The 23,556-nt window shown below is 63.5% G+C and carries 18 protein-coding genes and 1 pseudogene; 10 read left to right on the forward strand and 9 right to left on the reverse strand.

The window, feature by feature from the left end; translation table 11 throughout:
* The first annotated feature begins 6 nt into the window (after nucleotides 1-6).
* Both LG661_RS08730 and hemN read left to right on the forward strand, forming a co-directional pair.
* On the forward strand, nucleotides 7-1,617 hold the full coding sequence (locus LG661_RS08730) for a phytoene desaturase family protein (RefSeq protein ID WP_407666688.1): 1,611 nt from the start codon (nucleotides 7-9) through the stop codon (nucleotides 1,615-1,617).
* Between the two features lie 370 nt (nucleotides 1,618-1,987).
* Nucleotides 1,988-3,340, forward strand: a complete 1,353-nt coding sequence (hemN, locus tag LG661_RS08735) for an oxygen-independent coproporphyrinogen III oxidase (RefSeq protein ID WP_230531492.1) — start codon at nucleotides 1,988-1,990, stop codon at nucleotides 3,338-3,340.
* Nucleotides 3,341-3,446: 106 nt separating this feature from the next.
* Here hemN and LG661_RS08740 read toward each other — a convergent pair whose 3' ends face one another.
* The 6 genes and pseudogenes from LG661_RS08740 to LG661_RS08765 form a co-directional block, all read right to left on the reverse strand.
* Nucleotides 3,447-4,622, reverse strand: a complete 1,176-nt coding sequence (locus LG661_RS08740) for a Gfo/Idh/MocA family protein (RefSeq protein WP_230531493.1) — start codon at nucleotides 4,620-4,622, stop codon at nucleotides 3,447-3,449.
* Between the two features lie 5 nt (nucleotides 4,623-4,627).
* Nucleotides 4,628-5,395: a sugar phosphate isomerase/epimerase family protein gene (locus LG661_RS08745; RefSeq protein ID WP_230531494.1), complete on the reverse strand. Its 768-nt coding sequence runs from the start codon at nucleotides 5,393-5,395 to the stop codon at nucleotides 4,628-4,630.
* Between the two features lie 61 nt (nucleotides 5,396-5,456).
* Complete coding sequence (locus tag LG661_RS08750) at nucleotides 5,457-6,536, reverse strand: ABC transporter ATP-binding protein (RefSeq protein ID WP_230531495.1); 1,080 nt, start codon at nucleotides 6,534-6,536, stop codon at nucleotides 5,457-5,459.
* Between the two features lie 2 nt (nucleotides 6,537-6,538).
* A complete protein-coding gene (locus LG661_RS08755) occupies nucleotides 6,539-7,423 on the reverse strand; it encodes a carbohydrate ABC transporter permease (protein ID WP_230531496.1) in 885 nt (294 codons plus the stop codon).
* Nucleotides 7,420-8,454: pseudogene (locus LG661_RS08760) on the reverse strand (carbohydrate ABC transporter permease); the annotation flags it as partial. The gene LG661_RS08755 and the pseudogene LG661_RS08760, both read right to left, overlap by 4 nt.
* 94 nt (nucleotides 8,455-8,548) lie before the next feature.
* Complete coding sequence (locus LG661_RS08765) at nucleotides 8,549-9,784, reverse strand: ABC transporter substrate-binding protein (RefSeq protein WP_230531497.1); 1,236 nt, start codon at nucleotides 9,782-9,784, stop codon at nucleotides 8,549-8,551.
* A 160-nt stretch (nucleotides 9,785-9,944) separates the two neighbouring features.
* Here LG661_RS08765 and LG661_RS08770 point away from each other — a divergent pair, with 160 nt between their 5' ends.
* The 3 genes from LG661_RS08770 (at nucleotide 9,945) to LG661_RS08780 (ending at nucleotide 13,784) form a co-directional block, all read left to right on the forward strand.
* A complete protein-coding gene (locus LG661_RS08770) occupies nucleotides 9,945-10,991 on the forward strand; it encodes a LacI family DNA-binding transcriptional regulator (protein WP_230531498.1) in 1,047 nt (348 codons plus the stop codon).
* A gap of 99 nt (nucleotides 10,992-11,090) precedes the next feature.
* Entirely contained in the window at nucleotides 11,091-12,689 is a 1,599-nt protein-coding gene (locus LG661_RS08775) for a glycoside hydrolase family 43 protein (protein WP_456085510.1), read from the forward strand.
* 96 nt (nucleotides 12,690-12,785) lie between these two features.
* On the forward strand, nucleotides 12,786-13,784 hold the full coding sequence (locus tag LG661_RS08780; protein ID WP_230531500.1) for a Gfo/Idh/MocA family protein: 999 nt from the start codon (nucleotides 12,786-12,788) through the stop codon (nucleotides 13,782-13,784).
* A 200-nt stretch (nucleotides 13,785-13,984) separates the two neighbouring features.
* Here the strand turns inward: LG661_RS08780 and LG661_RS08785 are convergent, their stop codons facing one another.
* On the reverse strand, nucleotides 13,985-14,743 hold the full coding sequence (locus tag LG661_RS08785) for a calcium-binding protein (protein ID WP_230531501.1): 759 nt from the start codon (nucleotides 14,741-14,743) through the stop codon (nucleotides 13,985-13,987).
* 207 nt (nucleotides 14,744-14,950) lie between these two features.
* On the opposite strand from LG661_RS08785, the gene LG661_RS08790 reads away from it, so the two are divergent.
* The 5 genes from LG661_RS08790 (at nucleotide 14,951) to LG661_RS08810 (ending at nucleotide 21,039) form a co-directional block, all read left to right on the forward strand.
* The gene (locus tag LG661_RS08790) at nucleotides 14,951-16,228 is read left to right on the forward strand and encodes an imelysin family protein (protein WP_230531502.1); all 1,278 of its coding nucleotides are present in this window, start codon (nucleotides 14,951-14,953) and stop codon (nucleotides 16,226-16,228) included.
* Nucleotides 16,229-16,344: 116 nt separating this feature from the next.
* Nucleotides 16,345-17,694: a multicopper oxidase family protein gene (locus tag LG661_RS08795; protein ID WP_230531503.1), complete on the forward strand. Its 1,350-nt coding sequence runs from the start codon at nucleotides 16,345-16,347 to the stop codon at nucleotides 17,692-17,694.
* Complete coding sequence (locus tag LG661_RS08800) at nucleotides 17,694-18,881, forward strand: di-heme oxidoredictase family protein (protein WP_230531504.1); 1,188 nt, start codon at nucleotides 17,694-17,696, stop codon at nucleotides 18,879-18,881. The genes LG661_RS08795 and LG661_RS08800 overlap by 1 nt, the downstream gene beginning before the upstream one ends.
* 9 nt (nucleotides 18,882-18,890) lie before the next feature.
* Nucleotides 18,891-19,934: an imelysin family protein gene (locus LG661_RS08805; RefSeq protein WP_230531505.1), complete on the forward strand. Its 1,044-nt coding sequence runs from the start codon at nucleotides 18,891-18,893 to the stop codon at nucleotides 19,932-19,934.
* On the forward strand, nucleotides 19,924-21,039 hold the full coding sequence (locus tag LG661_RS08810; RefSeq protein WP_230531506.1) for a DUF1513 domain-containing protein: 1,116 nt from the start codon (nucleotides 19,924-19,926) through the stop codon (nucleotides 21,037-21,039). The genes LG661_RS08805 and LG661_RS08810 overlap by 11 nt, the downstream gene beginning before the upstream one ends.
* Here LG661_RS08810 and LG661_RS08815 read toward each other — a convergent pair.
* Nucleotides 21,006-21,809 (reverse strand): SDR family NAD(P)-dependent oxidoreductase, encoded by an 804-nt coding sequence (locus LG661_RS08815; RefSeq protein WP_230531507.1) that lies wholly within the window; start codon nucleotides 21,807-21,809, stop codon nucleotides 21,006-21,008. The genes LG661_RS08810 and LG661_RS08815 overlap by 34 nt on opposite strands.
* Before the next feature lie 69 nt (nucleotides 21,810-21,878).
* Nucleotides 21,879-23,516: an acyl-CoA synthetase gene (locus tag LG661_RS08820; protein ID WP_230531508.1), complete on the reverse strand. Its 1,638-nt coding sequence runs from the start codon at nucleotides 23,514-23,516 to the stop codon at nucleotides 21,879-21,881.
* Nucleotides 23,517-23,556 lie beyond the last annotated feature (40 nt).

Genomic DNA, 23,556 nt, shown 5'->3' on the forward strand with positions numbered 1-23,556 from the left:
GAGGGGATCGTGGCCGAGAGTTGCGATGTCGTTGTCATCGGCGCGGGGCATAACGGTCTCGTCTGCGCATTCTACCTGGCTGCTGCCGGCTACAATGTGAAAGTCTTCGAGCAGCGCTCCGTCGTGGGCGGCGCTGCGGTGACAGAGGAGTTTCACCCAGGATTTCGCAACTCCGTGGCTTCCTATACGGTGAGCCTCCTCAATCCGAAGATCATCCGGGATCTGGATCTTCAGCGTCATGGATTGAAGATCGTCGAGCGTCGTCTGGCGAATTTCCTGCCTCTCCCGAACGAACAGTACTTGAAGGTTGGCGAAGGCGTTACTCGCTCGGAGATCGCCCGCTACAGCGCCCGCGACGCGGAGCGTTACAAAGCTTATTCCAATGAGATCGACGCCATTGCGGACGTGCTGCGGGATCTCACCCTGCAGCAGCCTCCCAATCTGGTCGATGGCGGCTGGCGTTCGGTGCTGTCGGAGGGGTGGCGCACCCTGTCCACCGGGAACCGCCTGCGCGGACTCTCCATGGCAAACCGCCGGGCGCTGCTCGATCTCTTTGCCAAGTCGGCCGGCGACTATCTCGACGGCTGGTTCGAGACGGATTGCGTGAAGGCGGTTTTTGGGTTCGACGCCATCGTCGGCAACTTCGCGAGCCCCTATACGCCAAACACCGCCTATGTACTGCTTCACCATGTCTTCGGCGAGGTGAACGGCAAGAAGGGGGCCTGGGGTCACGCTATCGGCGGCATGGGAGCCATCACCCAGGCCATGGCGAAAGCCGCCCGCGAGCGCGGCGTGGAAATCGAGCTCGATGCGCACGTTCGAGAGGTCATCATCGAGAAGGGCAGGGCGGCAGGGGTCGTTCTGAAGGACGGACGGACCATCAAGGCACGGGCGGTGGCAGGAAACGTCCATCCCAAGCTGCTCTTCGACAGCCTCGTGCCGGAGGAGGTTCTTCCTGCCGACTTTCTGAGCCGCATGCGCCGATGGAAATCCGGTTCCGGCACCTTCCGGATGAATGTGGCCCTTTCCGAATTGCCGAGCTTCTCGGCCCTGCCGGGTCGCGATCCGGCGGATCACCACACGGCCGGCATCATCATCGCACCATCGCTCGCCTATATGGATCGCGCCTATGACGACGCGAAACAGTCGGGCTGGAGCCGTGAACCCGTGGTCGAGATGCTCATTCCCTCGACCTTGGACGACACCCTCGCGCCCAAGGACGCGCATGTGGCGAGCCTGTTCTGCCAGCATGTGCAGCCCAAGCTCTCCGACGGCCGCTCATGGGATGATCACCGCGAGGAGGTGGCGGACCTCATGATTGCCACTGTCGACCGCTATGCTCCGGGCTTCAAGCAGAGCGTCGTCGGCCGGCAGATTATGAGCCCGCTCGACCTCGAACGGACATTCGGCCTGATCGGCGGCGACATCTTCCATGGCGCCCTGACTCTCGACCAGATCTTCAGCGCCCGTCCCATGCTGGGCCACGCCGACTATCGCGCTCCAGTTACAGGACTCTACATGTGCGGTGCGGGCACGCACCCGGGCGGAGGCGTCACGGGCGCACCGGGCCACAACGCGGCGCGGGCCATGATGGCGGACATGCGGCGGTTGCGTTGAGCCGCCGGTCAATCGAGCACTCCACGATTCGTACAGAGTAGACCTCGCTTTGCAGTGGGTTCGTACCCATGGCCGATCTTCAGCTGGCCATCCTTGGTCTCCATCGGAGGGGCGTTGTGCTGGGCGGCCATGGGTATAGCGCTCCGAGTCTCCCGCAGCGAAAACTGCGAAGTGTTTCTGGCCAAGCTTCCCAAGTTGAATCCGTCTTTTTGATCTGGATCAAACCATCTCCACCCGTGCCTCACCGATCTCAGCTCGGATTGAGGAAGGTCAAAGAACCGAGGGGTGGGCACTGTTAGATGCGGCGGATGGGCGCCAATGGCGCAGATGCGGCCGGGTGAGGATGTTCCGGCGCATTGAGGAACGCATGATGAGAGACGATCTGAGAGCGCGGTATGGGGAGGAGCGGCTTCCCCGCTACACGAGCTATCCGACAGCCCCGCAGTTTTCCGCTGCGATCGGCCACGAGGCCTATGGCGAGTGGCTTGCCTCTTTGCAGGACGGAGCGACGGCGTCGCTCTACCTTCATGTCCCGTTCTGCCGCTCCATGTGCTGGTATTGCGGGTGTCACACCACGATTACCCAGCGGGACGCCCCCATTGCCGACTACCTAGAGGTTCTCCGCCGCGAAATCGATCTCGTGGGGGATCGCCTGAGCACTCCTCTGCCGGTGCGGCATGTGCATTTCGGCGGGGGCACGCCGACGGTCATGGAGCCGTCGGAGCTTCTCGCCCTGGTCGATCTTATGAGACAACGGTTTTCCCTCGACCGGGAGACGGAAATTGCGGTCGAGATCGATCCGCGCACCCTGACCCGCGCCATGATTGCGGCGCTCGGGGAGGCGGGCGTCACCCGCGCGAGCCTGGGGGTCCAGAGCTTCGATCCTGCCGTACAGCGCGCGATCAACCGGGTGCAGAGCTTCGAGCAGACCGCTCGGGCGACGGAGGGGCTGAGGGCCGCGGGCGTGCGTGGGGTCAACTTCGACCTGATCTACGGACTTCCGCACCAGACGGTCGAGTCCTGCATCGACACGGTGCACAGGAGCATCGAGCTGCGGCCTGAGCGCTTCTCCGTTTTCGGCTATGCGCATGTGCCGTCGTTCAAGAAGCATCAGCGCAAGATCGACGAGGCGATGCTGCCGGATGGGGCCGCCCGCTACGAGCAGGCGGAGGCTATTGCCGAGGCGCTCGTGGCCGCCGGATACTGGCGGATCGGTCTCGATCACTATGCGCTGCCGGAGGACTCCATGGTGCAGGCCCAGGTGGGTGGGAGCCTGCACCGTAATTTCCAGGGCTACACGACCGATCCGAGCGACGTTCTCATCGGCTTCGGCGCCTCGGCCATCGGGCGGCTGACGCAGGGCTATGCCCAGAACGAAGTCGTGCTGGGGCGCTATGCCGAGCGCATCTTGCAGGGCGAACTCGCCACTGCGAAGGGTTATGCGCTGACGGCGGACGATCGGCTTCGGGCCGATCTGATCGAGCGCGTGATGTGCGATTTCCGGGTCGACCTGATGCAGGTGTGTGGCCGGCACGGCGTGGCGCCGGAGAGCATCCTGCAGTCGATCCCGCGGCTCCGGATGCTGGAGAGCGATGGCATCATCCGTCTCGACGGAAGCGTCCTGTCGGTGAGCGACGACACGCGCTTCCTCGTCAGGAGCGTGGCTTCATTGTTCGACGCCTATCTCGGCCAATCGGGCCGAACCCATAGCCGGGCCGTTTGAGCAGGAAGCCGGGAAGCCTATCGGGGATCGAGCCATTGCTCTGCACCGGCAGGCTCCCATTGCGACTTGCAGTTCATACTGGACTATGGTCACGCGCCTCGTCCCGTCAGGCCGCCGTAGCCGCGTGAGGCGGACCTTGCCAGAGGCCGGCTGCCTCCTCGTCGGATAGGATCGCCGGGCGTTCAAGCATGGTCGTGATGGCCATGGGGCGTCCGGTGGCGGCGCTTTCCAGGATGCTGTGCATCACCTCGAGGACATGAAGCGCCAGACGGCCTGTGGAACGGTGAGGCGTGCCGTTGAGGGCGGCGCTGGCGAGATCGGCAAGGCCGAGCGCCCGGTAGTTGGCGCGCGAGGGTAGATCCGGCGCCCAGTTCGGCGAGCGCCAGTTCGGGGCTCCAAGCGGCATATTGCCGGAATCCTTTGCCTGCCAGTCCCCGCCGCGCTCGGTCACCTCGACATGACCGCCGAAGAAGTTCGGGTCCGGCACGCGCAGGGAGCCCTCCGTGCCGTAGAGCTCGATGGCCGGATGCCCGTGCTTCCACACGTCCCAGCTCATGCAGAAGGTGACCTGGGCGCCGGAGGCGAATTCCAGAAGCGCCATGACGCTCGTGGGCGTCTCCACGGTGATCCGCTGACCTTTGCGGGGCGAATCCGACGTCACGATGCGCTCCGGGAACCCGATGCTCGACATGGCGAAGACGCGCTGAACGGGACCGAGGAGATTGACCAGGGCGCTCAGGTAATAGGGCGCCATGTCGAGGATGGGCCCGCCGCCCGGCTTGAAGAAGAATTCCGGATCCGGATGCCAGTGCTCCATGCCGTGCGACATCAGGGTGGCAGAGCCCGAGAGGATGCGTCCGACCGCACCCTCATCGATCAGATTGCGGGCGAGGCGTCCTCCTGCTCCAAGGAATGTGTCCGGTGCGCAGCCCAGCAGCAGGCCACGGGCCTCCGCCTCGTCGACGAGCTTGCGGCCCTGCTCGAAATCGATGGCGAGGGGCTTTTCGGAGAAGACGTGCTTGCCCGCGCTGAGCGCGGCAAGGGAGACGCCGAAATGGGCGCTGGGAATCGTGAGGTTCACCACGAGATCGATGTCTTCGCGTGCCAGAAGCTCATCGACCGAGAGGGCTTCGAGGCCGTATCGGCTGGCCTGCGCCTGTGCGACCTCGGGTTTCATGTCGGCGCAGGCCCGCAGCGCCAGCCCCCGATAGGCTGGGATGTTCTGAAGGTAGATACCCGAGATGTTGCCGCACCCGACGATGCCGACGTTCAGGGTTTTCATGACGGTTATTCCTCGATGGTGCGCAGGAAATCGAAGCTGGTGCGGGCTGTCCGGGCGGGATCGGCAGGCTTGTCGTGTTCCACCACCATCCACTTGGCCCCGGCCTCGCGGCAGGAGCGCCACAGACTGCGCCAGTCCAGGACGCCTGAGCCGACATCGGCCCAACCGTCCTGTTCCTCGTTCTGCCCTGCCGGGGCGATGTCCTTAACGTGGGCGGCCGTAATCCGGTTGCGATAACGCTGGATCCAGTCCTTAGGGTCGACGTCGCCTCTCACGAGCCATGCCACGTCGACCTGCCAGGCGAGGGGACTTCCTTCCGCTTCTTCGAAGATAAGCTCGAGCGCTGTCTTGCTTCCGTCCTTCGGCTTCAGTTCCCAATGGTGGTTGTGGTAGCCGAGCCGGATTCCGTCTCTTTGGAAACGGTCGGCGATCTGGCCGAGCTCCTGTCCAAGCGAGCGCCACCCATCCGCGTCCACGTCGCGCTGTTCCGGGGGAACGGCGGGCATGTAGAGGTCCGTAATGCCGAGATTGCGGCAAGCCTCCACAACAGCGTCAGGCTTCTCGCGCAGTGCCGCCATGCTGACATGGCTGGACGATGCCTGCAGCCCTCGGGTCTCCAGTTTGGAGCGGACGTTCGCGGCGTCATCGAGATGCGACCCGACCGTTTCCACATAACGGTATCCGGCCTGGGCCACCTTATCGAGGATGCGGTCGAGGTCCTCCATCGAGCGCAGGGTATAAAGCTGAATGGAAAGGAAGTCTGTGACGCTCATGGAGCCCCCGAGGTTGAATGCGCTGCCTGTGATGCGGGGCCGGCGCGGGAGTTGCTGGTGGTTAAAGGCGTTGGCCGCTTCGCAAGTCGAAGAGCGAGACCTGGGCGGCATCGATCCCCAGACTGAGTCGCTCGCCGGTCGATATGCGGGCGCTGCCGTTGGTGCGGACCTGAAGCGAGCCGTCGCCGTCCCTGCACCAGATCACGGTATCGGCGCCCATCGGCTCGATGAGATCGACCTTGAAGCCCGGCCAGGCGCCGACTTCGACGATCTCCAAATGCTCCGGTCGCACGCCGAGAACCACTTCCTGTCCGGAAGAGGGATTGCCCGTGAACTCGTAGCCGTGGAGAGGCAGGCGGCGCTGGCCCGACACGAAGATCGGTCCGCTGCCAGTGTTCTCGATTCTGCCTTCGATGAAGTTCATCTGTGGAGAGCCGACGAAACCGGCGACGAACATGTTGGCTGGGCGATGGTAGATATCTGACGGAGTGCCGACCTGCTGGATCTTCTGTTCTTTCATGACCACGATCCGGTCTGCCAGGGTCATGGCTTCGATCTGGTCGTGTGTCACGTAGATCATCGTGGTCTTGCCGAGCCTGGCGTGGAGTCTCTTGATTTCGATGCGAAGCTCGTTCCTGAGCTGGGCGTCCAGATTGGAGAGCGGTTCGTCGAACAGGAAGACCGCCGCATCGCGCACGAGAGCCCGGCCGATGGCCACGCGCTGGCGCTGGCCGCCCGACAGCTGGTCGGGGCGACGATCCAGGAGATGCGTGATCTGCAGAAGATCGGCTGCCTGACTGACCCGCCTTTCGATCTCATGCTTGGGCGTCTTCGCCATCCTGAGACCGAACGACATGTTCTCGCGCACGCTCATCCGCGGGTAGAGCGCATAGGACTGGAAGACCATGGCGATGCCGCGATCCTTCGGTTCCTCCCAGGTGACGTTCTGCCCCCCGATCCAGACCTGTCCCTCGGAGATGTCGAGGAGACCGGCGATAGCGTTGAGCAGGGTGGACTTTCCGCAGCCGGAAGGTCCGAGCAGGACGATGAACTCGCCCTCCTCGAAGTCGAGCGAGAGGCCGTTGAAGACGCGGACCGCCTCGAAGGCTACGGTGAGATCGCGAACGGAAACTGCGGACATGCTTACCCCTTTACAGCACCGGCGGCGATGCCGCGGACGAACCAGCGCCCTGAGACGAAGTAGACAACAAGGGGAACGAGGGCCGCCAGCATGGTTGCCGCCATGTCGACGTTGTAGGCGCGCTCGCCTTGCGTGGAGTGGACGATGTTGTTGAGCTGAACGGTCATGGGCAGGTTCTCACGGCCCGCAAAGGTCAGCCCGAAGATGAAGTCGTTCCAGATGCCGGTGACCTGCAGGATCGTCGCGACAACGATCATCGGGGTCGACATGGGCAGCATCACCCGGAAGAAGATCGTCCAGAAGCCCCCGCCATCGATGCGGGCCGCCTTGAACAGTTCGATGGGAAGTCCGGCATAGTAGTTGCGAAACAGCAGCGTCATCGTCGGCAGGCCGAAGATCACGTGGACAATGACGATGCACAGCAGCGAATTGTAGATCCCCGTCGTGGAAAAGATCCGAACCAGGGGATAGAGGAAGACCTGGTAGGGAATGAACGCACCGAGGAGCAGGACTCCGAACATCAGGTTGGCTCCCCGGACCCGCCAAAGAGACAGGGCATAGCCGTTGATGGCGCCGGCAGCGATCGACAGGATCACGGAGGGGATCAGGATGCGCACCGAATTCCAGAAGCCGACGCTGATCCCGTTGCATTCCAGCCCCGTGCAGGCCGAGGACCAAGCCTTGCTCCAGGCCCCAAAGGTCAGTTCCGCAGGGAGGGCGAGGATATTGCCCAGCCGGATCTCCTCCATCGGCTTGAGCGAGGTCACGACCATGATCCAGAGCGGCAGCAGAAAGAACAGGGCGGCCGAAATCAGGAAGGCGTAGACGCCGATCCGGCCGATGGTGAGACGCCGTGGGCGACGCCCCTGCGGTACGGCGGCGATCATGCGAGCCTCCCTTGCGGCCGGACATACTTGGCGTAGACCCAGGGCGCCAGGATCGCGATCACCGTGATCAGCATGACTGTCGCTGCCGCCGTTCCGAGCGCGATGTTGTTGCGCTCGAACAGGTGATCCATGACAAATTTCGCCGGCACCTCGGTTGCGATGCCAGGACCGCCGAGGGTCATGGCGACGACGAGGTCGTAGAGCTTCACGACGCCGGTCGCAAGGAGCACGGTGGCGGTCACGACCATCGGCCGGAGCAGGGGCAGCACGACAGAGAGATAGACGCGCCAGGTCGGAATTCCATCGACGCGCGCGGCCTTCCAAAGATCCGCATCCACGCCCCGCAGGCCTGCAAGCAGGATCGCCATTGTCAGCCCGGCTCCATGCCAAAGGCCCGCAATGACGATGGTGTAGATCGCCATCTCCTGGTTCACGAGCCAGTCAAAGGTGAAGCTCTCGAAGCCCATGTCGCGCACGAGCTTTTCCAGGCCGAGGCCAGGGTTGAGAAACCATTGCCACGCTACGCCGGTGACGACGAACGACATGGCGTAGGGATAGAGGAAGAGCGTGCGGAAAACACCCTCGGCGCGCACATTCTGGTCGATGAAGACGGCGAGCAGAAAGCCGAGGATGAGGCATCCCGAAATGAAGAGCGTGCCGAAGATAAGGATGTTCTCGGCCGAGACCAGAAAACGGTCGTTCATGAACAGGCGGCTGTACTGAGCAAAGCCGACCCAATCGAGCNATGAGGCATCCCGAAATGAAGAGCGTGCCGAAGATAAGGATGTTCTCGGCCGAGACCAGAAAACGGTCGTTCATGAACAGGCGGCTGTACTGAGCAAAGCCGACCCAATCGAGCCTGGGCAGGAGCGTCGAGCTCGTGAACGACAACCGCACCGTCCAGAGCATGCAGCCGATATAGACGACCAGGACGATCAGCGCCGTCGGCAGAAGGGCGAGAGCTGCGGGCAGCCTTGTGCTGAAAAGCCGGCGCCTCTTGAGAGGGCGTGAGGAACTGGCGACTGCAGCAGGAATCGTGACAATGGCCATCGGTCGTCCGCTCTAGCGAGAGTGGCAGGGCTCCGGCGGGAGCAGATCTCCCGCCGGATCTGTAACGAGGCTGTCTCAGCTGGCGCTTTGCATGGCGGACACAACCTTTTCCACGAAGGCGTCGGCCGGCATGTTCGGGTTGTTCCAGTACTGCGTGACCGCGTCCTGCATGGCGCCGGAGAAGTTCGGCGTGCTCAGGAGCTCCATGGCCTCAACCTGGTTCGCCGGGTCCTTCAGGACGGCAGCGGACTTCTGGGCGCAGATGTCCATGGACGAGACGTCCACATCCAGGCGGACCGGGATCGATCCCTTCTTCTTGTTGAACTCGAGCTGTGTCGCGGGGTCGAGCAGGACACCCGCCAGCTTGTCCTGCGCTGCGAGCTGGTCCTTGTCCTGAGTCACGGGGAAGACAAAGACGTCGCCGCCGATCACGACTCTGGGATCCCTCCCGACGATGGTGCAGCCGTATTCCTTGCCTGCCGTCTGGCCCGCAGCGGTGAACTCGCCCTTGGCCCAGTCGCCGTTGAAGTGCATGGCTGCCTTGTCGGTGATCACGAGGGCGGCTGCATCGTTCCAGTTCCGCCCGGGCGAACCCGGATCGACGAGGGAGCGCATCTTGCCGAAGAGTTCGGCCGCTTCCTTGAACTCGGCGCTCTTGGCGGCCTTCTGGTCCCGTGCGCCATAGACCTTGCGGAACAGGTCGGCTCCGCCGTTGCCGACGAGAACGGCGCGGAACAGGTTGTGCTCCCAATTCGGCTGACCGCCCAATGCGAGGGGGATGACGCCTTGCGCCTTCAGCTTTTCACCGGACTCAATCAGTTCAGGGAAGGTCTTCGGAGGCTCGAGGCCCGCATCCTTGAAGATCTTCGTATTGTAGAAGAGCCAGTTCTGGCCGTGAATATTCACCGGAACTGCATAGAACTTGCCGTCGCGGACCGTCGCCTCGACGATCGGCTTCGGCATGATCTCTCGCCACTTGCCGGCCTTCGCCAGGCTCTCGACGTCACGAACGAGGTCGTTGCTTACAAGCTCTTCGAATTGCTTGCCGGTATTGAACTGCATCATGGTGGGCGGATTGCCGCCGACGATGCGGTTGATGCCTGCCGCGCGGGCATTCGGGCCGCCTGCAATGGCGTTGTCGACCCATTCTCCGCCGGCCTTGCTGTACTGGTCGGCGAAAACCTTGACGGCTGCGGATTCGCCCGCGGACGTCCACCAATGGAGTACTTCGGCTTTTTGAGCGAAGGCTCCGGAGCTCCAAACGATGGCAACAGAAAGGGTATACGCGGAAATGCGTGTCTTCAGGTGCATGGCTTCCTCCCAGAAGCGTTTTGATCGATTTTTGTAATCGATTACATCTTTTTGTATGTAGGTTGAAATCGACTTCAAGGTACGTCAAGCATAAAATTTACGTAGCGGATCGGCTACAACGATCGGGTGGTAACATGTCCGAGCTTTATGGATGCGCTGAATGAGCCGTCAGCGCTGGCGCACAGTCAAAGAGATACGCATCGCCGACGTGGCCCAACTGGCCGGTGTCTCGACCGCCACGGTTAGTCGCGTCCTGGCCAATCCCGATCAGGTGCGGCCGAAAACGCACGCTCTCGTGATGGAGGCGGTGCGCCGGAGCGGCTACACGCCCAACAGCACGGCCCGCAACCTGCGCACCCGGCGTACCATGACCGTGCTCGTGGTGGCCCCGCGTCTCACCAACCCGGTCTTCGCTCAGGTCCTGCGGGGAGTGGACGACGAGCTGACGCAGAATGGGTACGGCATCATCGTCGGCAATCTGGATAACCGGACGGAGCGGGAGGCCCGGTATGTCGACCTTGCTCTCTCCCGACAGGTCGACGGGGTCCTTCTCATGAACGGGCGCATTCCGGAGAGCGGCAAGCGCAGCATGGGGGAGTCAGGGCTGCCCATGGTGGCCATGTGCTCGGCCATCCCGGGCGGCCGAGTCCCCAATGTGACGGTTCAGGACCGTGCGGCTTCGAGAAAGGCCGTGGAATACCTGGCCCAACTCGGGCACCGCAAGTTCGGCTATATCTCAGGCGTTCCAGGCACGTTCATCGAAATGGAGCGGTTCACGGGCTTCCTGGAAGGCATCGCCGCGGCCGGCTTCGGCCAGGAGGATTTTGTGCGCTGGGAAGGGCCCTTCATGTTCTCGACCGGCGTATCCGCCGCGCAGTCCTTCCTCCGCCTGAGGGAGCGGCCGACAGGCATCTTCGCGGCCTGCGATGAAAGCGCGATCGGCTTCATCAAGACCGTGACGACCGCCGGAGTTCGGGTTCCTGACGATGTTTCCGTCATCGGCTTCGACGGTATCGAGTTCGCCGACTACATCGAGCCGACGCTCACCACCTTTCAGCAGCCCTTGCATGAGATCGGCCGCGCTGGAGCTCGCACCCTCCTGAGGATGATTCAGGGGAAAATGGATCCCGCCGAATGGGACATCCAATTGCCCTTGCGGCTCTTAGAGCGTGGCACCACAGGCCCTGCGCCGAGACCCGGAGGGTGAGATGAAGCGGTGCAGCAGCCGCCTCTCGAATCCTTGCACTGCAGATGAACCGAACCTCGCTTGTCCCAATCTCCTCCAGCGCCGGAAAAGCTCATGACGATCATTCGCAATCCTGTTCTGCCCGGCTTCAATCCCGATCCCGCTTTCTGCCGGGCTGGCGACGACTACTACATCGCCACCTCGACATTCGAATGGTATCCGGGCGTGCAGATCCACCATTCGCGCGATCTCGTGAACTGGAGGCTGGTTTGCCGGCCGCTCGATCGTCCGTCCCAGCTCGACATGCGTGGCAATCCCGACAGCTGCGGCGTCTGGGCGCCTGCGCTGACCTATGCGGATGGTCTGTTCTGGCTGATCTACACGGACGTGAAGCGGCGTCTCGGCAATTTCAAGGATACGCACAATTACCTGGTAACGGCTCCCTCCATCGAAGGTCCCTGGTCCGATCCGATCTACATGAACTCGTCCGGCTTCGACCCCTCGCTGTTTCACGACGACGACGGCCGAAAATGGTTCGTCAACATGGTCTGGGACCACCGCCGGCGGCGGAGTTCCTTCGACGGCATTCTCCTGCAGGAGTACTCGCCCAGCGAGCAGCGCCTCGTCGGTCCGATCAGGAACATCTTCAAAGGAAGCCCGCTCGGGCTGGTCGAGGGGCCGCATCTCTGGAAACGCAACGGCTGGTACTATCTCACGGTCGCTGAGGGCGGCACCTCCTACAACCACGCCGTCACAATGGCGCGGTCCAGAAGTATCAACGGTCCCTATGAGCTGCACCCGGACATGCACCTTCTGACCAGCAAGGATGCTCCGGATGCTCCGCTGCAAAGGGCCGGACACGGCTTCTATGTCGAGACACCCACGGGCGAGGTCTTTCATACCCATCTCTGCAGCCGCCCGCTTCCTGGGACCCGGCGCTCTCCGCTGGGCCGGGAAACGGCCATTCAGCGGGTGGTCTGGAAAGAGGACGGCTGGCTCTATCTCGCCCATGGAGGTCAGGTGCCGGCGGTCGAGGTCCAAGGACCCGAATTGCCGCCGCATCCGTTCCCGCCTGAGCCGGATCGTCACGATTTCGATGAGGGCCAGTTGCCTTCCGTGTTCCAGTGGCTGCGCACTCCCGAGTGGGAGCGCCTCTTTTCGCTGGAGGCCCGACCGGGTTATCTGCGGCTCTACGGACGGGAGTCGATCGGGAGCTGGTTCGAACAGGCATTGGTGGCGCGCCGCCAGACCGAATGGAGCTGTTCGGCAGAGACGGTGGTGGAGTTCGCGCCCGAGACCTATCAACAGCTGGCCGGCCTGATCTGTTACTACGACCGCGCCCGCTTCCACTATCTTGCGGTGTCCGCCGACGACGAGGGGAGGCGGGTGCTTCAGGTCATCTCATGCCTGGGGGATCACCCGGATGCCTTGATGACCTATGCGCTCGACAGCGACTTGCCCCTGCCGGCAAGGGGGCCGGTCCACCTCGGCGTTGATGTCCATTTGGCGGATCTTCGGTTCAGATGGTCTGTCGACGGGGCAGAGTGGCATCCCGTCGGTCCGGTCCTCGATGCGAGCATTCTGTCGGACGAAGTCGGGCCGGGAGGGCATGGATCTTTCACCGGCGCATTTGTCGGGATGGCGGCTCACGATCTGACAGGCCGCGCCCAGCCGGCCGATTTCGACTTCTTCACCTATCGCGCTCATCGCAATGAATAGGCGACTGCGGACGAGAGTGAAACAACTGCAGTCAAGGTAATACAGGTCTCAAAAGCCACATGCCGTCACAGGCGTGCTCATTGACAGGAGGACAATATGCAACCGGTTCGTTGGGGTATCTTGAGCACGGCCAGGATCGGCAGGGCGAAGGTCGTTCCCGGGATGATGAAGAGCCCCCTCTGCACGATCGCGGCCGTAGCCTCGCGGAATGAAGCATCCGCTCAAGAGATGGCCAGCGAGCTTGGGATACCGAAGGCTTACGGCTCCTATGAGGCACTGCTCGCCGATCCGGATATCGAGGCCATCTACAATCCGCTTCCAAATCACCTGCACGTTCCTCTCACCCTCATGGCCGCATCCGCCGGTAAGCATGTGCTGTGCGAGAAGCCCATCGCGATCACACGTCAGGAGGCGGAGCAGTTGAAGGAGGCTTCGTCTCGGGTCGTCATCGCCGAAGCCTTCATGGTCCGCCATCACCCGCAATGGCAACACGCCCGGGATCTCATTCAGCAGGGCGAGATCGGCGAGGTGCGGGCAATCCAGGTGCTCTTCTCGTATTACAATGCGGATCCCTCCAATATCCGCAACCAGGCGGATATTGGCGGCGGCGGACTGCTGGACATCGGCTGCTACGCCGTCGTGGCCGGACGCTACTTCTTCGATGCCGAGCCCGTTCGCACGGTCGCGCTGGTGGACCTCGATCCGACCCTGGCCGTCGACCGCGCGACAAGCGCGCTTATGGATTTCGGGGCGGGACGGCAGCTCACCTTCACGGTCTCCACCCAGCTCGTGCCCCATCAACGGGTGCAGATCCTCGGGACGAGGGGACGCATCGAAATCGAGATTCCCTTCAATGCCCCGCCCGACCAACCGACCCGCATCTTTGTCGATGACGGGAACGTGCCGGGGGGGCGCTCCGCCCGAGCCGTGGAATTCCCGGTCGCTGATCAGTACCAGCTGCAGGGCGAGGCCTTCAGCCGGGCAATCCGCGGCGCCGGGCCGCTGGCCTATGGTCTCGAGGATGCGCTGATGAACATGCGCATCCTGGATGCTTTGCGGCGCTCCTCGCAATCGGCTGCCTGGGAGACGACTTAGAGGTTTTCCGAAGCGTCTTCCGAGATGCGGCCAAAATGCAGCATTGCGCGGACGGACGCGGGAGAGATGAAGCCATCGCCTCGGCCTAACGGAGAGCCGATAACCCTGTTTTGATCGGCTCCCCACCGCCTCATGGATGTGGCGACCTATGCCGGTCTTCTCCGCCTCAGTCGTACGCGGGAGTAGGATTCCAAAGGGTTCTACAGAATGAAGTAACTTTTGTAGACCTTGGAGATATCGGCGAGGTAAAGCGAGAAATCGGCTTGGCCATCGCCATTGGTGTCTCCCTCGACGACCACGCCATCCGTGCCGAAGTAGCGCAGCTCGCCCGCTTTATTGCTGAACTCGCTCGTTCCGATGAACTTGAAAGCTTGGTTCCCTCTGGCAGCTGTATTGGCGTCGATAATCCTCAGGTCGACCTTATCGCGCTGGGTTCTAGAGAAATCCATGATGATGTCGCCGTCCGCGACCGAGCTGTCCCGCACGGACTGGAAGACGAACCGATCGGCTCCCTTGCCACCATAAAGGAAGTCGTCGCCTCGACCGCCGATCAGCTTGTCTTTCCCGTTGAAGCCGTAGAGCGTATCGTCATACTTGCCGCCTTTGACGACATCATTCTTGGACAGAATGGACCTGAAAACGCGCAGGTCATCTGAAGTCGAGGACGTGGCCGCGGCGGAAACGAGCGTCGTCGCGGCAACCTTCGCGCCGGTGATGGAGGAAATCTGTCGACCGTCGATGTAACCAGCGTAACTTTTTACGGTCCCGCTGATGGGAACACCATCGGCGTCATAGGCGAAACCGGCGCCCCGGAATTCATCCCGCGTCGACCAGCTGGAACCATACCTTACCGCAAATTTCGTCGTAGAGCGCGAATAACCATCTCCGTAGGCCAATCCACTCAAGCTGTAGGACCACATATCAAAGCCGTAAGAGCCTTTCCACGTGAACGTTGCCATCGATTCCTCCTCTGTTTGGATAGGATGGTTATCCGAAAGAGCAGGAGGGGATCAAGAGAAAGGCTCTGCCGGTAATGGCAGAAAGGCTCGATCTCCGGGTTGCGCCCATGCCTCCCTTCGTGTAGCTAACTGATTGAAAAGTAAGATGCTTTTTAGAAGTTCTAAACTGGATCGCCAATCCTGCCGGTCCTGGAGGAGGTCTCTCGCATGAAGTCTGCCCGGTCCCTGCTGGCTGCAACGGCGCTGCTTGGCGCGCTTGCTGTTTCGCCTGTTTTCGCCGCTGCTCCCGAGCCGAAGGCGGTTGTGTCCACCTATGCGGATATCGCGCAGGCCATGTACGAGGATGCGCTCACGGCGGCCCGCAATCTCGACAAGGCTGTCGATGCCTTCCTGGCGGCGCCGACGGAGGCCAACCTGAAGAAGGCGCGCGAGGCGTGGCTTGCTGCGCGGGTGCCCTACCAGCAGACGGAAGGCTTCCGCTTCGGCAATGCGCTCGTCGACGAATGGGAGGGCAAGGTCAATGCCTGGCCGCTGGACGAGGGCCTGATCGACTACGTCGATGCGTCCTCCTACGGTGAGACTTCCGACGAGAACCCGCTCTACCGGGCCAATGTAGTCGCCAACAAGCAGATCCGCATCGGTCGCGATCAGGTCGATGCGAGCAAGATCACGAAGGAGCTCCTGAGCGAGACGCTGCAGGAGGCCGGGGGCGTCGAGGCCAATGTGGCGACTGGCTATCACGCCATCGAGTTCCTGCTCTGGGGGCAGGATCTCAACGGCACGAAGGCCGGGGCCGGAGCGCGTCCTGCGACGGATTATTCGCTCGAGAACTGCACCCACGGCAATTGCGAGCGCCGGCGCGAATATCTTCGCGTCGCGACGGACCTCCTGATCGACGATCTCTCGGAGATGGTCGAGGCCTGGAGCGCTGATGGCGCCGCCCGCAAGGACGTGACGGGCAAGAGCGCCGAAGAGGGTCTTTCCACGATCCTCACCGGCCTCGGCAGTCTTTCCTACGGCGAGTTGGCTGGCGAGCGCATGAAGCTCGGCCTCATCCTGCATGATCCGGAAGAGGAGCATGACTGCTTCTCGGACAACACCCACAACTCGCATTATTACGATCAGGTCGGCATGGCCGCGATCTACAATGGCCGGTATATCCGCACCGACGGCAGCGTCGTTGAGGGTGCAAGTCTGGCGGATTACGCCAAGGCGAAGGCCGGAGGCGTCGCCGGCAAGGTCGACACCGCCATGAAGATTTCAACGGACAAGCTTGGAGCGATCAAGGCGCGCGCGGACAAGGGCGTCGAGGCCTACGACCAGATGATCGCGGAGGGTAATGCCGAGGGCAATCGTGTCGTCGAGGAGGGCGTGAACGCGCTCGTCGCCCAAGCCCGCGCCATCGAAGGGCTGGTCAACGAGCTCGGTCTCAAGATCGAGATCGAGGGATCGGACAGCCTCGATAATCCTTCGGCGGTGCAGTGAGCCTCAGGCCGACACGTCGCGCCTTCCTGGGCGGTCTCGCCGGGCTCGCGGGAGCAGGCTCTCTCGCGGGTCTCGGATGGCGGCCTTCGCCTGCGCGGACAGGCGAAGGGCTGCCCGTGCGGCCCCCCTTTCCGGTGGGACGCCGGCATGAGCTGACCTTCACGGCCGCCGAACGCGAGGCGCGCCTCCTGGGACCTGCGGGTCCCGTTTCGCGAATATGGACCTACACGGACGAACCCTTCGGCGTCACGCGCCTGCGGCTGGGAGATACGCTGCAGGCACGGCTCGTCAACCGCCTGCCCGAACACACCTCGATGCATTGGCACGGGATCCGCGTGCCCAACAGCCAAGATGGCGTCCAGTATCTGACGCAGCCTCCTGTCGAGCCGGGCGAGAGCTTTACCTACGAGTTCACGCCGCCCGACACGGGCACCTTCTTCTTCCACCCGCATTGCAATGAGACAGGACAGGTGGGGCGCGGGCTTGCCGGCATCCTGATCGTCGAGGGCGAGGAGCAGGAGCCGTCGCATGCCGATATCGTGCTCGCCAACAAGGACTGGCGGTTGGCCGATGACGGCTCCTGGCTGCCTTTCGATACACCGGAGGGGGCGAGCCGGGCCGGCACCTTCGGTACCGTGCGCGCAGTCAACGGCATGCAGGCCTTCTCCGCCGACGTGCCCGCCCATGGCGATATTCGCCTGCGTATCCTCAATCTCGATGCCAGCCGGATGATCGAAGTCGGCGTGGAGGGGGCGGAGGCCTATGTGATCGCAACGGACGGCAATCCCGTCGAGCCGTTCCCGCTCCACACTTGGCGGCTTGGGGCCGCAATGCGCCTCGATGTCCTGGTGCGCGCACCCGCAGCGGGCCGCACGTTCCAGGTGCTCGACTACTTCTCCGCTGAGCCCTGGCCCCTTGCAACGCTGAAGACCGTCGAAGCATCTCTCAGGCCACGCCCATTCTCTCCGAAGCCGCTCTACGCCTCCCTCGTGCCAAGGGCTGACCTGAAGAATGCAGAGCGCATGAGCTTTGCGTTCAGCGCCGCGACGGGGGCTGCCAACTTCGTGCAGGCCGTGGCGCAGGACGATCCCCTGAGCAAGGTGCTGCTCGACTCCCTTTGCGTACAGGATTCGACCTTCTGGGCTATCAACAAGGTCTCCTGGCCGAATGCCGACCACCGGCGGATGCCGCCGCCCTTGGCGATGCTGCAGGCAGGCAAGTCCTACGTGTTCGAGTTGATGAACGCCACGCCGCACCCGCACCCGATCCATCTGCACGGTCACATGTTCGAGGTTCTGTCGGCGTCGCGATCCGACGTTCCGCGCTTCATGGCCGATACGGTGCTGCTGCATCCCAAGGAGCGTATCGAGATCGCCTTCGTGGCCGAGCGCGGCGACTGGATGTTCCATTGCCATATCCTGGAGCATCTCGAGTTCGGCATGATGGGCTACGTGAGGGTTGTGTGATGCGCCTCGCCATGGGCATTGCCGTCGCGGCGGCTCTTTTGGCAGGCGCCGCGATGGCCGACGACCGCATGAGCCGAACCATCGGCAAGGCGCTGTTCGAGCGCGCCTGGGTTCCTGCGCCGTCCTCCACCAAGGCCAATGATGGACTCGGTCCCCTGTTCAATGCGCGCGCCTGCGCATCCTGCCATGCAGGCCTCGAGCGGATGCCTGTCACGACGGATCCGACGGGCAAAGTCACAGGCGAAAGCCTTGTGCTGCGCTTCTCAGATGGGGCGGGAAGGGCGGATCCGGTCTATGGCAAGCAACTCCAGACCGCTGCCGTTCCCGGTGTCGAGCCGGAAGGGCGCATCGCCCTCTCCGTGGCTGGGCCCGTCCCTCACGACCTCGAAGGACCGGTCGGGGAGGGCACCCGTTATGGGGCGCGTATCGCTCCGGCCCTGCGCGGGCTCGGTCGCCTTGAGGCTGTCCCGGAGGATGAGCTTCTCAAGCTCGCCGATCCCGATGACAGCGACGGCGACGGCATCTCCGGCCGGGCCGGATTCGTGTATGCGCGTGATGGCGGATACCAGGTCGGGCGCTTCGGTTGGAAGGCCTCGGCCGCGAGGCTCTCCGACATGGTCGAGATGGCGTTCTCGACGGATCTTGGCCTGTCGACGCCCGGCCGCCCCGCTCCCTGGGGCGATTGTGGGGAGAAGCAGTCGGAGTGCCTGGCGGCTCCGCATGGCGGAGACCTGAATACGCCTGAGATCACGGGCGAACTCGTTGCTATGATCCGCGATTATCTCGCCGCCGTCGCGCCGCCGTCCAGGGAGCCTACGGCCGAGAATGCGGAGGGGACGGCTTTGTTCGCGAATACCGGCTGCAGCGCCTGTCATGCACCCGCCCTTCCATCGCCAAAGGGACCCGTGCAGGCCTATACCGATCTTCTTCTCCACGACATGGGCGATGAACTCGACGGGGGCGCAACGGAGCCGGGTGTCGACTCGCGAGAATGGCGCACCGCACCGCTCTGGGGCCTGTCCCGCATTCTTGCCTCGGGTTCAGGCCTTCTGCACGATGGGCGGGCACGAACGCTGGATGAGGCGATCCGGGCTCATGGCGGCGAAGGGCGGCAGGCCCGGTCGCGGTACATGGCCCTCGACAAGGACGATCGCGAAAGGCTTCTCGCCTTCGTGTCGTCGCTCTAGGAGTTTCCTTTGAAGCGCTTTCTTTCAGGTTTCGCTTTTCTTCTCGCGCTCGTGGCGAGCGGCACTCTCCATGCCGCCGATTACCGCGAGACGGCGCTGCGCACGGCGCGCGGCTTCGTTGTGCCGCGCTATGAGGAGCTTGCCGAGGAGACGGCCAAGCAGGCGCAGGCCTGGGACGCGTATTGCAAGTCGCCGCCGCCGCGTGATCCCGCCAGCCTCGACAAGGCCTTCGGCAAGGCCGCCGATGCCTGGGCGAAGATCGAGTTCTTGCGCTACGGCCCCATCGGAGAAAGCTTCCGCTTCGAACGCATGGCGCATTGGCCCGAGCGCCGGAACGCGGTGTCGCGGGCATTGTCTAACCTTATCGGTCGCCCAGATGCGGAGGTCTTTTCGCCCGAGCGTTTCGGTGAGACGAGCGTCGCCGGCCAAGGCCTTTCAGCGCTGGAGCGGCTGCTCTTCGAGGACGAGACCAGATCGGCCCTGCGATCGGGCGCGGCTTCGGCCGAGCGCCTGTGCCGGATCGGGCAGGCCATTGCGGATGGCTTGGCGTCCACCTCTCGGGATGTTGCGCAGAAGTGGCGAAGCGAGACTCTGCCGATGCTGGAAAGCGCGGACGAGCCCCGCGCGCGGGAGGCCGTAACGCGCTTCGCGACGGAACTCCTGACCGGCTCGGAGGTGACCGAGGACCTCAAGCTCGCCGGGCCGCTCGGGAAGAATATCGATGCGGCGCGTCCGACCCTGGCCGAGATGTGGCGCAGCGGCCGCGCAGCGCGGGCCATCCGCCTCAACCTCGAATCCGCCCATGATCTCGCAAAGGCGCTGCTCGGCGCACAGCCCGGAGAAGGAGCAGGGGCGCTCGATTCCATCGCGGCGGCAGGCTCCATCGCCGCAAACGTTCCGGACGATCTGGGCGAGGCGGCCGCCGACCCGCGCCGTCGGCCTCAGGTCGTTCTTCTGCGCGACGCGGTTTCGTCCGCACGCGAGATCACGGCAGCAACCCTGCCTCCCGCCCTAGGCATCACGACGGGGTTCAATTCGCTCGATGGAGATTGATCGCAGGAGCTTTCTCGCCACTCTGGGAGTGGCCATCGGTTCGAGCCTGGCTCCGCGTGCGGCCCTCGCGGCAGAGCCTGTCTACGTGTCGGCCTGCGCGGATGCGAAGGGCGTCCACCACCTGGCTGCATTCTCGCTCGACGGACGTCTGAAATTCGCGACGACGCTGCCGTCGCGCGGGCACGACATGACCCTTCGTCCGGGCGGACGCGAGCTTGTCGTGTTTGCCCGGAGGCCGGGCAACTGGATGGCGGTGATCGACCCCGGCACCGGAGGCGTCCGCAAGGTGATTCCTGCGGCTGCGGGCCGCTCCTTCTACGGCCATGGCGCCTTCTCGGATGACGGGCGACTGCTCTTCGCCACGGAAAACCAGGGGGATACGGGCGAGGGTATCGTCGGAACCTATGACGCCGATGCCGGCTATGCGCGGATCGGCGAAATGCCGACGAGCGGCCCCGGCCCCCATGATCTCGTCTTCCTGCCCGGAGGCGAGCGTCTCGTGATCGCCAACGGGGGGGAGCGCACGGAAGCAGCCAGCCGGGAGGTTGTCAACGAAGGCGCGCTTGAGTCCAGCCTCGCCATCCTGCGCACCGGCACGGGCGACGTGGAAGGCCGCATCGAGCTTGCGCGCGACCTGCGCAACCTGAGCATCCGCCATCTCGCCTGTTCCCCCGATGGCGAGACCGTATTCGGGTGTCAGTTCCGGGGCGATCCGTTCGATGTCGTTCCCCTCGTCGGCATCCTGACGTCAGAGGGCAGGGCGGTGTTCCTCGAAATGCCTGAGGACGACCTCGCCTCCCTGGAGAACTACATCGGCTCCGTGTCGCTCGACCGCTCGGGCGATATCATCGCGGCCACGAGTCCTCACGGCAATATCGTCGCCTTCTGGGACCGCAAATCGCGGCGCTATCTGGGGCGGCAGAGCATGTCCGACGTTTGCGGGATAGCCGCCGCACAGGATTCCGCAACATTCCTCGTCACGTCGGGCAATGCCGGCGCCGGGCTCACGCGGATCGAGGGCAAGGCCATCGAGCGCGTAGGGGGCGATCTCGAACGGTGGAGCTGGGACAATCACGCCCTCTGGCTTGATTCCTCCGTTGACTGAGCCGCTGCTTTCTGACCCATCAGGCCCGCTGCCGTGAAGCCGCCATCGACGCAGATGAATTGCCCTGTCACGAAGCCCGAGAGCGCATCGTCGAGAAGGAAGGCCGCCATGCTGGCGATGTCGGCCGGCTGTCCATAGCGTCCCTGCGGGACCATCGCGAGCCAGGTGGCGCGGACCTGATCGGTATGCACTTCGCGGACGAGCGGCGTTTCGATCGGGCCCGGCGCAATCGCATTGACCCTGATCCCCATTGGCGCCAGTTCGACCGCCATGACCTGGGTCATCGTGACCACGCCGCCCTTGGAAGCGCCATAGGCAACCCTGCCGACATTGCCGCGGACGCCGGACACCGATGCGATGTTGACGATCGATCCGGCCCCGCGCGAGCGCATCCGCAGGGCCACTTCCCGCGAGACGACGAAGCTGCCGATGAGGTTGACCTCCAGCATGCGGCGGAAAACCTCCGCGCTGGTTTCAAGCGAGGGGATATCCTTCGCGATCCCGGCGGAATTCACCAAGCCGGTGATCGGACCCTCATCCGCTTCAATTTGTGCAATGGAGCGGACGACGGCATTCTCGTCGGCAATATCCAGCGGCTCGAAACGGATGCGGCCGGCAAAGCGGTCCAGAGACGCCCGGCACTGATCGAGACTCCGCTCGTCCCGATCGATTACGACGGCACGCCAGCCTTTGTCGAGAACCGCTTCGACGACGGCCAGTCCGATCCCTGAGGCGCCGCCCGTGACCAGCACCGTTCCCTGCTTGTGCATCTCATCCCCTCCCATGCCCCCTGAACTGTCGCTCGCCGGATCTTGAAGCCCGGTTCCTCTCAATTTGCTTCAGGCGCTAGCCTCGACAGCTTGGTCGAGGGGAAGGCAGCCTCGCCGTTCCAGCTCTGCGCGGATGTTCTTCTTCGTGATCTTGCCATAAGCGGAGCGGGGCAGGGCGTCCCAGAAGAAGATGCGCTTGGGGAGCTTGTAGCGGGCGATCCGGCCATCCATCCACGCCAGGAGTTCGCGCTCGTTGAGCACCGCCTCGGGACGCAGGACACAGACAGCGACGCCGATTTCGCCCCAGGTCTTGTCCGGGATGCCGAGCACTGCGACCTCGGCGACAGCCGGATGCGCGAGGATCTTCTCCTCGATCTCCCGGGGATAGATGTTCGAGCCGCCGGAGATGTACATGTCGGAGGCGCGGCCGGTGATATAAAGGAAGCCTTCCTCGTCCATGTGCCCGAGATCGCCCGTGCGGAACCACCCGTCGCGGAAGGCCTTCGCATTAGCCTCCGGATTGTTGTAATAGCCCGCGAAGACGGCCGGGCCGCAGACGCAGATCTCGCCTGTCACACCCGGCGCCATCTCGCGCCCCTCATCGTCCTGGATCGAGACCTGCATGCCCGTGCGCTCGTAGCCGCAGGTGCCGAGCTTCACGTTCGGGCCGTCCTCCAGATCGTGGAGGGCTGGGGGCAGCACGGTGATATTGCCGGTGACCTCGCCCAGGCCGAAATATTGGACGAGCACCTTCCCGAGCGTTTTCAGTGCGTGCTTCTGGTCCTCCCGGTACATGGGCGCGCCCGCATAGATGAGATAGCGCAGGGAGGAATGGTCGAACGCATCCACCGATGGGTGCTCGGTCAGCAGCTTCACGATGGTCGGTACGGTGAACATGTTGGTGATGCGCCAGCGCTCCACCAGCCTCCAGGCCTCGGCCACATCGAAGCGCTCGCCGGGGAGAAGCACCGTCTTGACGCCTCGCGCCACCTGGACGAGCTGGTGGACGCCGGCGCCGTGCGAGAGCGGCGCCACGACGAGGGATGCATCCTCATGGGTCGTGCCCGGCATCAGGTCGCAAATGTGGTTAGTGATCACAAAAACCATCTGGCCATGGGTGAGGACCGCGGCCTTCGGGCGTCCGGTCGTTCCCGAGGTGAAGAAGAACCAGCACGGGTCGTCATGCTCCACGGGAGCCGCCTGAACCGGTTGACCCAGATGGGACTGGACGAGCCCGTCGTAGTCTTCGCCAATTTCTGATGGGCCGATGGAAATCACGAACCTGATGTCAGGCATCGCATCGCGCACCGCCGCGGCATGCTCGGGGAAATCGCAGTGGCAGATCAGGGCGGAAGCGCCGCTGGCCTGTGCGAGATAGGCAACCTCATCGGGCGTCTGCCGGAAGTTCGTCGGCACGAAAACCGCTCCGGTCCGGAAACAGGCGAACATCGCTTCGAACATCTGGTTGCAGTTCTTGGACTGCACTAGCACCCGGTCCCCCTTCCTAATGCCTTTTGCCGTAAGGGTCGCCGCTATGGCGTCGACGCGGCGGTCGAGCTCGGCCCATGTCCAGGTCGCATCGCCCCACACGAAGCCGATCTCTTGCCCATGCCGCCGGGCCGTCTGGCGAAGGAAATGGGACAGGTTCATGACGCGCCTGGAGACCGGTGCGACGCCGCCATGCGGTTGGGGGGAGCTGCTGGTCATGTCTTCCCTTCCAGGTAGGAGGTGCAATGGGTGTTGGCCC

The organism is Microvirga roseola (genome assembly GCF_020866965.1).
In the GTDB taxonomy this organism is placed as follows: domain Bacteria; phylum Pseudomonadota; class Alphaproteobacteria; order Rhizobiales; family Beijerinckiaceae; genus Microvirga; species Microvirga roseola.

Coding starts and splice junctions, on each gene's coding strand:
- hemN (WP_230531492.1), top strand. CDS start 1,988: ATGAGAGACGATCTGAGAGCGCGGTATGGGGAGGAGCGGCTTCCCCGC.
- LG661_RS08740 (WP_230531493.1), bottom strand. CDS start 4,622: ATGAAAACCCTGAACGTCGGCATCGTCGGGTGCGGCAACATCTCGGGT.
- LG661_RS08745 (WP_230531494.1), bottom strand. CDS start 5,395: ATGAGCGTCACAGACTTCCTTTCCATTCAGCTTTATACCCTGCGCTCG.
- LG661_RS08750 (WP_230531495.1), bottom strand. CDS start 6,536: ATGTCCGCAGTTTCCGTTCGCGATCTCACCGTAGCCTTCGAGGCGGTC.
- LG661_RS08755 (WP_230531496.1), bottom strand. CDS start 7,423: ATGATCGCCGCCGTACCGCAGGGGCGTCGCCCACGGCGTCTCACCATC.
- LG661_RS08765 (WP_230531497.1), bottom strand. CDS start 9,784: ATGCACCTGAAGACACGCATTTCCGCGTATACCCTTTCTGTTGCCATC.
- LG661_RS08770 (WP_230531498.1), top strand. CDS start 9,945: ATGAGCCGTCAGCGCTGGCGCACAGTCAAAGAGATACGCATCGCCGAC.
- LG661_RS08780 (WP_230531500.1), top strand. CDS start 12,786: ATGCAACCGGTTCGTTGGGGTATCTTGAGCACGGCCAGGATCGGCAGG.
- LG661_RS08785 (WP_230531501.1), bottom strand. CDS start 14,743: ATGGCAACGTTCACGTGGAAAGGCTCTTACGGCTTTGATATGTGGTCC.
- LG661_RS08790 (WP_230531502.1), top strand. CDS start 14,951: ATGAAGTCTGCCCGGTCCCTGCTGGCTGCAACGGCGCTGCTTGGCGCG.
- LG661_RS08800 (WP_230531504.1), top strand. CDS start 17,694: ATGCGCCTCGCCATGGGCATTGCCGTCGCGGCGGCTCTTTTGGCAGGC.
- LG661_RS08810 (WP_230531506.1), top strand. CDS start 19,924: ATGGAGATTGATCGCAGGAGCTTTCTCGCCACTCTGGGAGTGGCCATC.
- LG661_RS08815 (WP_230531507.1), bottom strand. CDS start 21,809: ATGCACAAGCAGGGAACGGTGCTGGTCACGGGCGGCGCCTCAGGGATC.
- LG661_RS08820 (WP_230531508.1), bottom strand. CDS start 23,516: ATGACCAGCAGCTCCCCCCAACCGCATGGCGGCGTCGCACCGGTCTCC.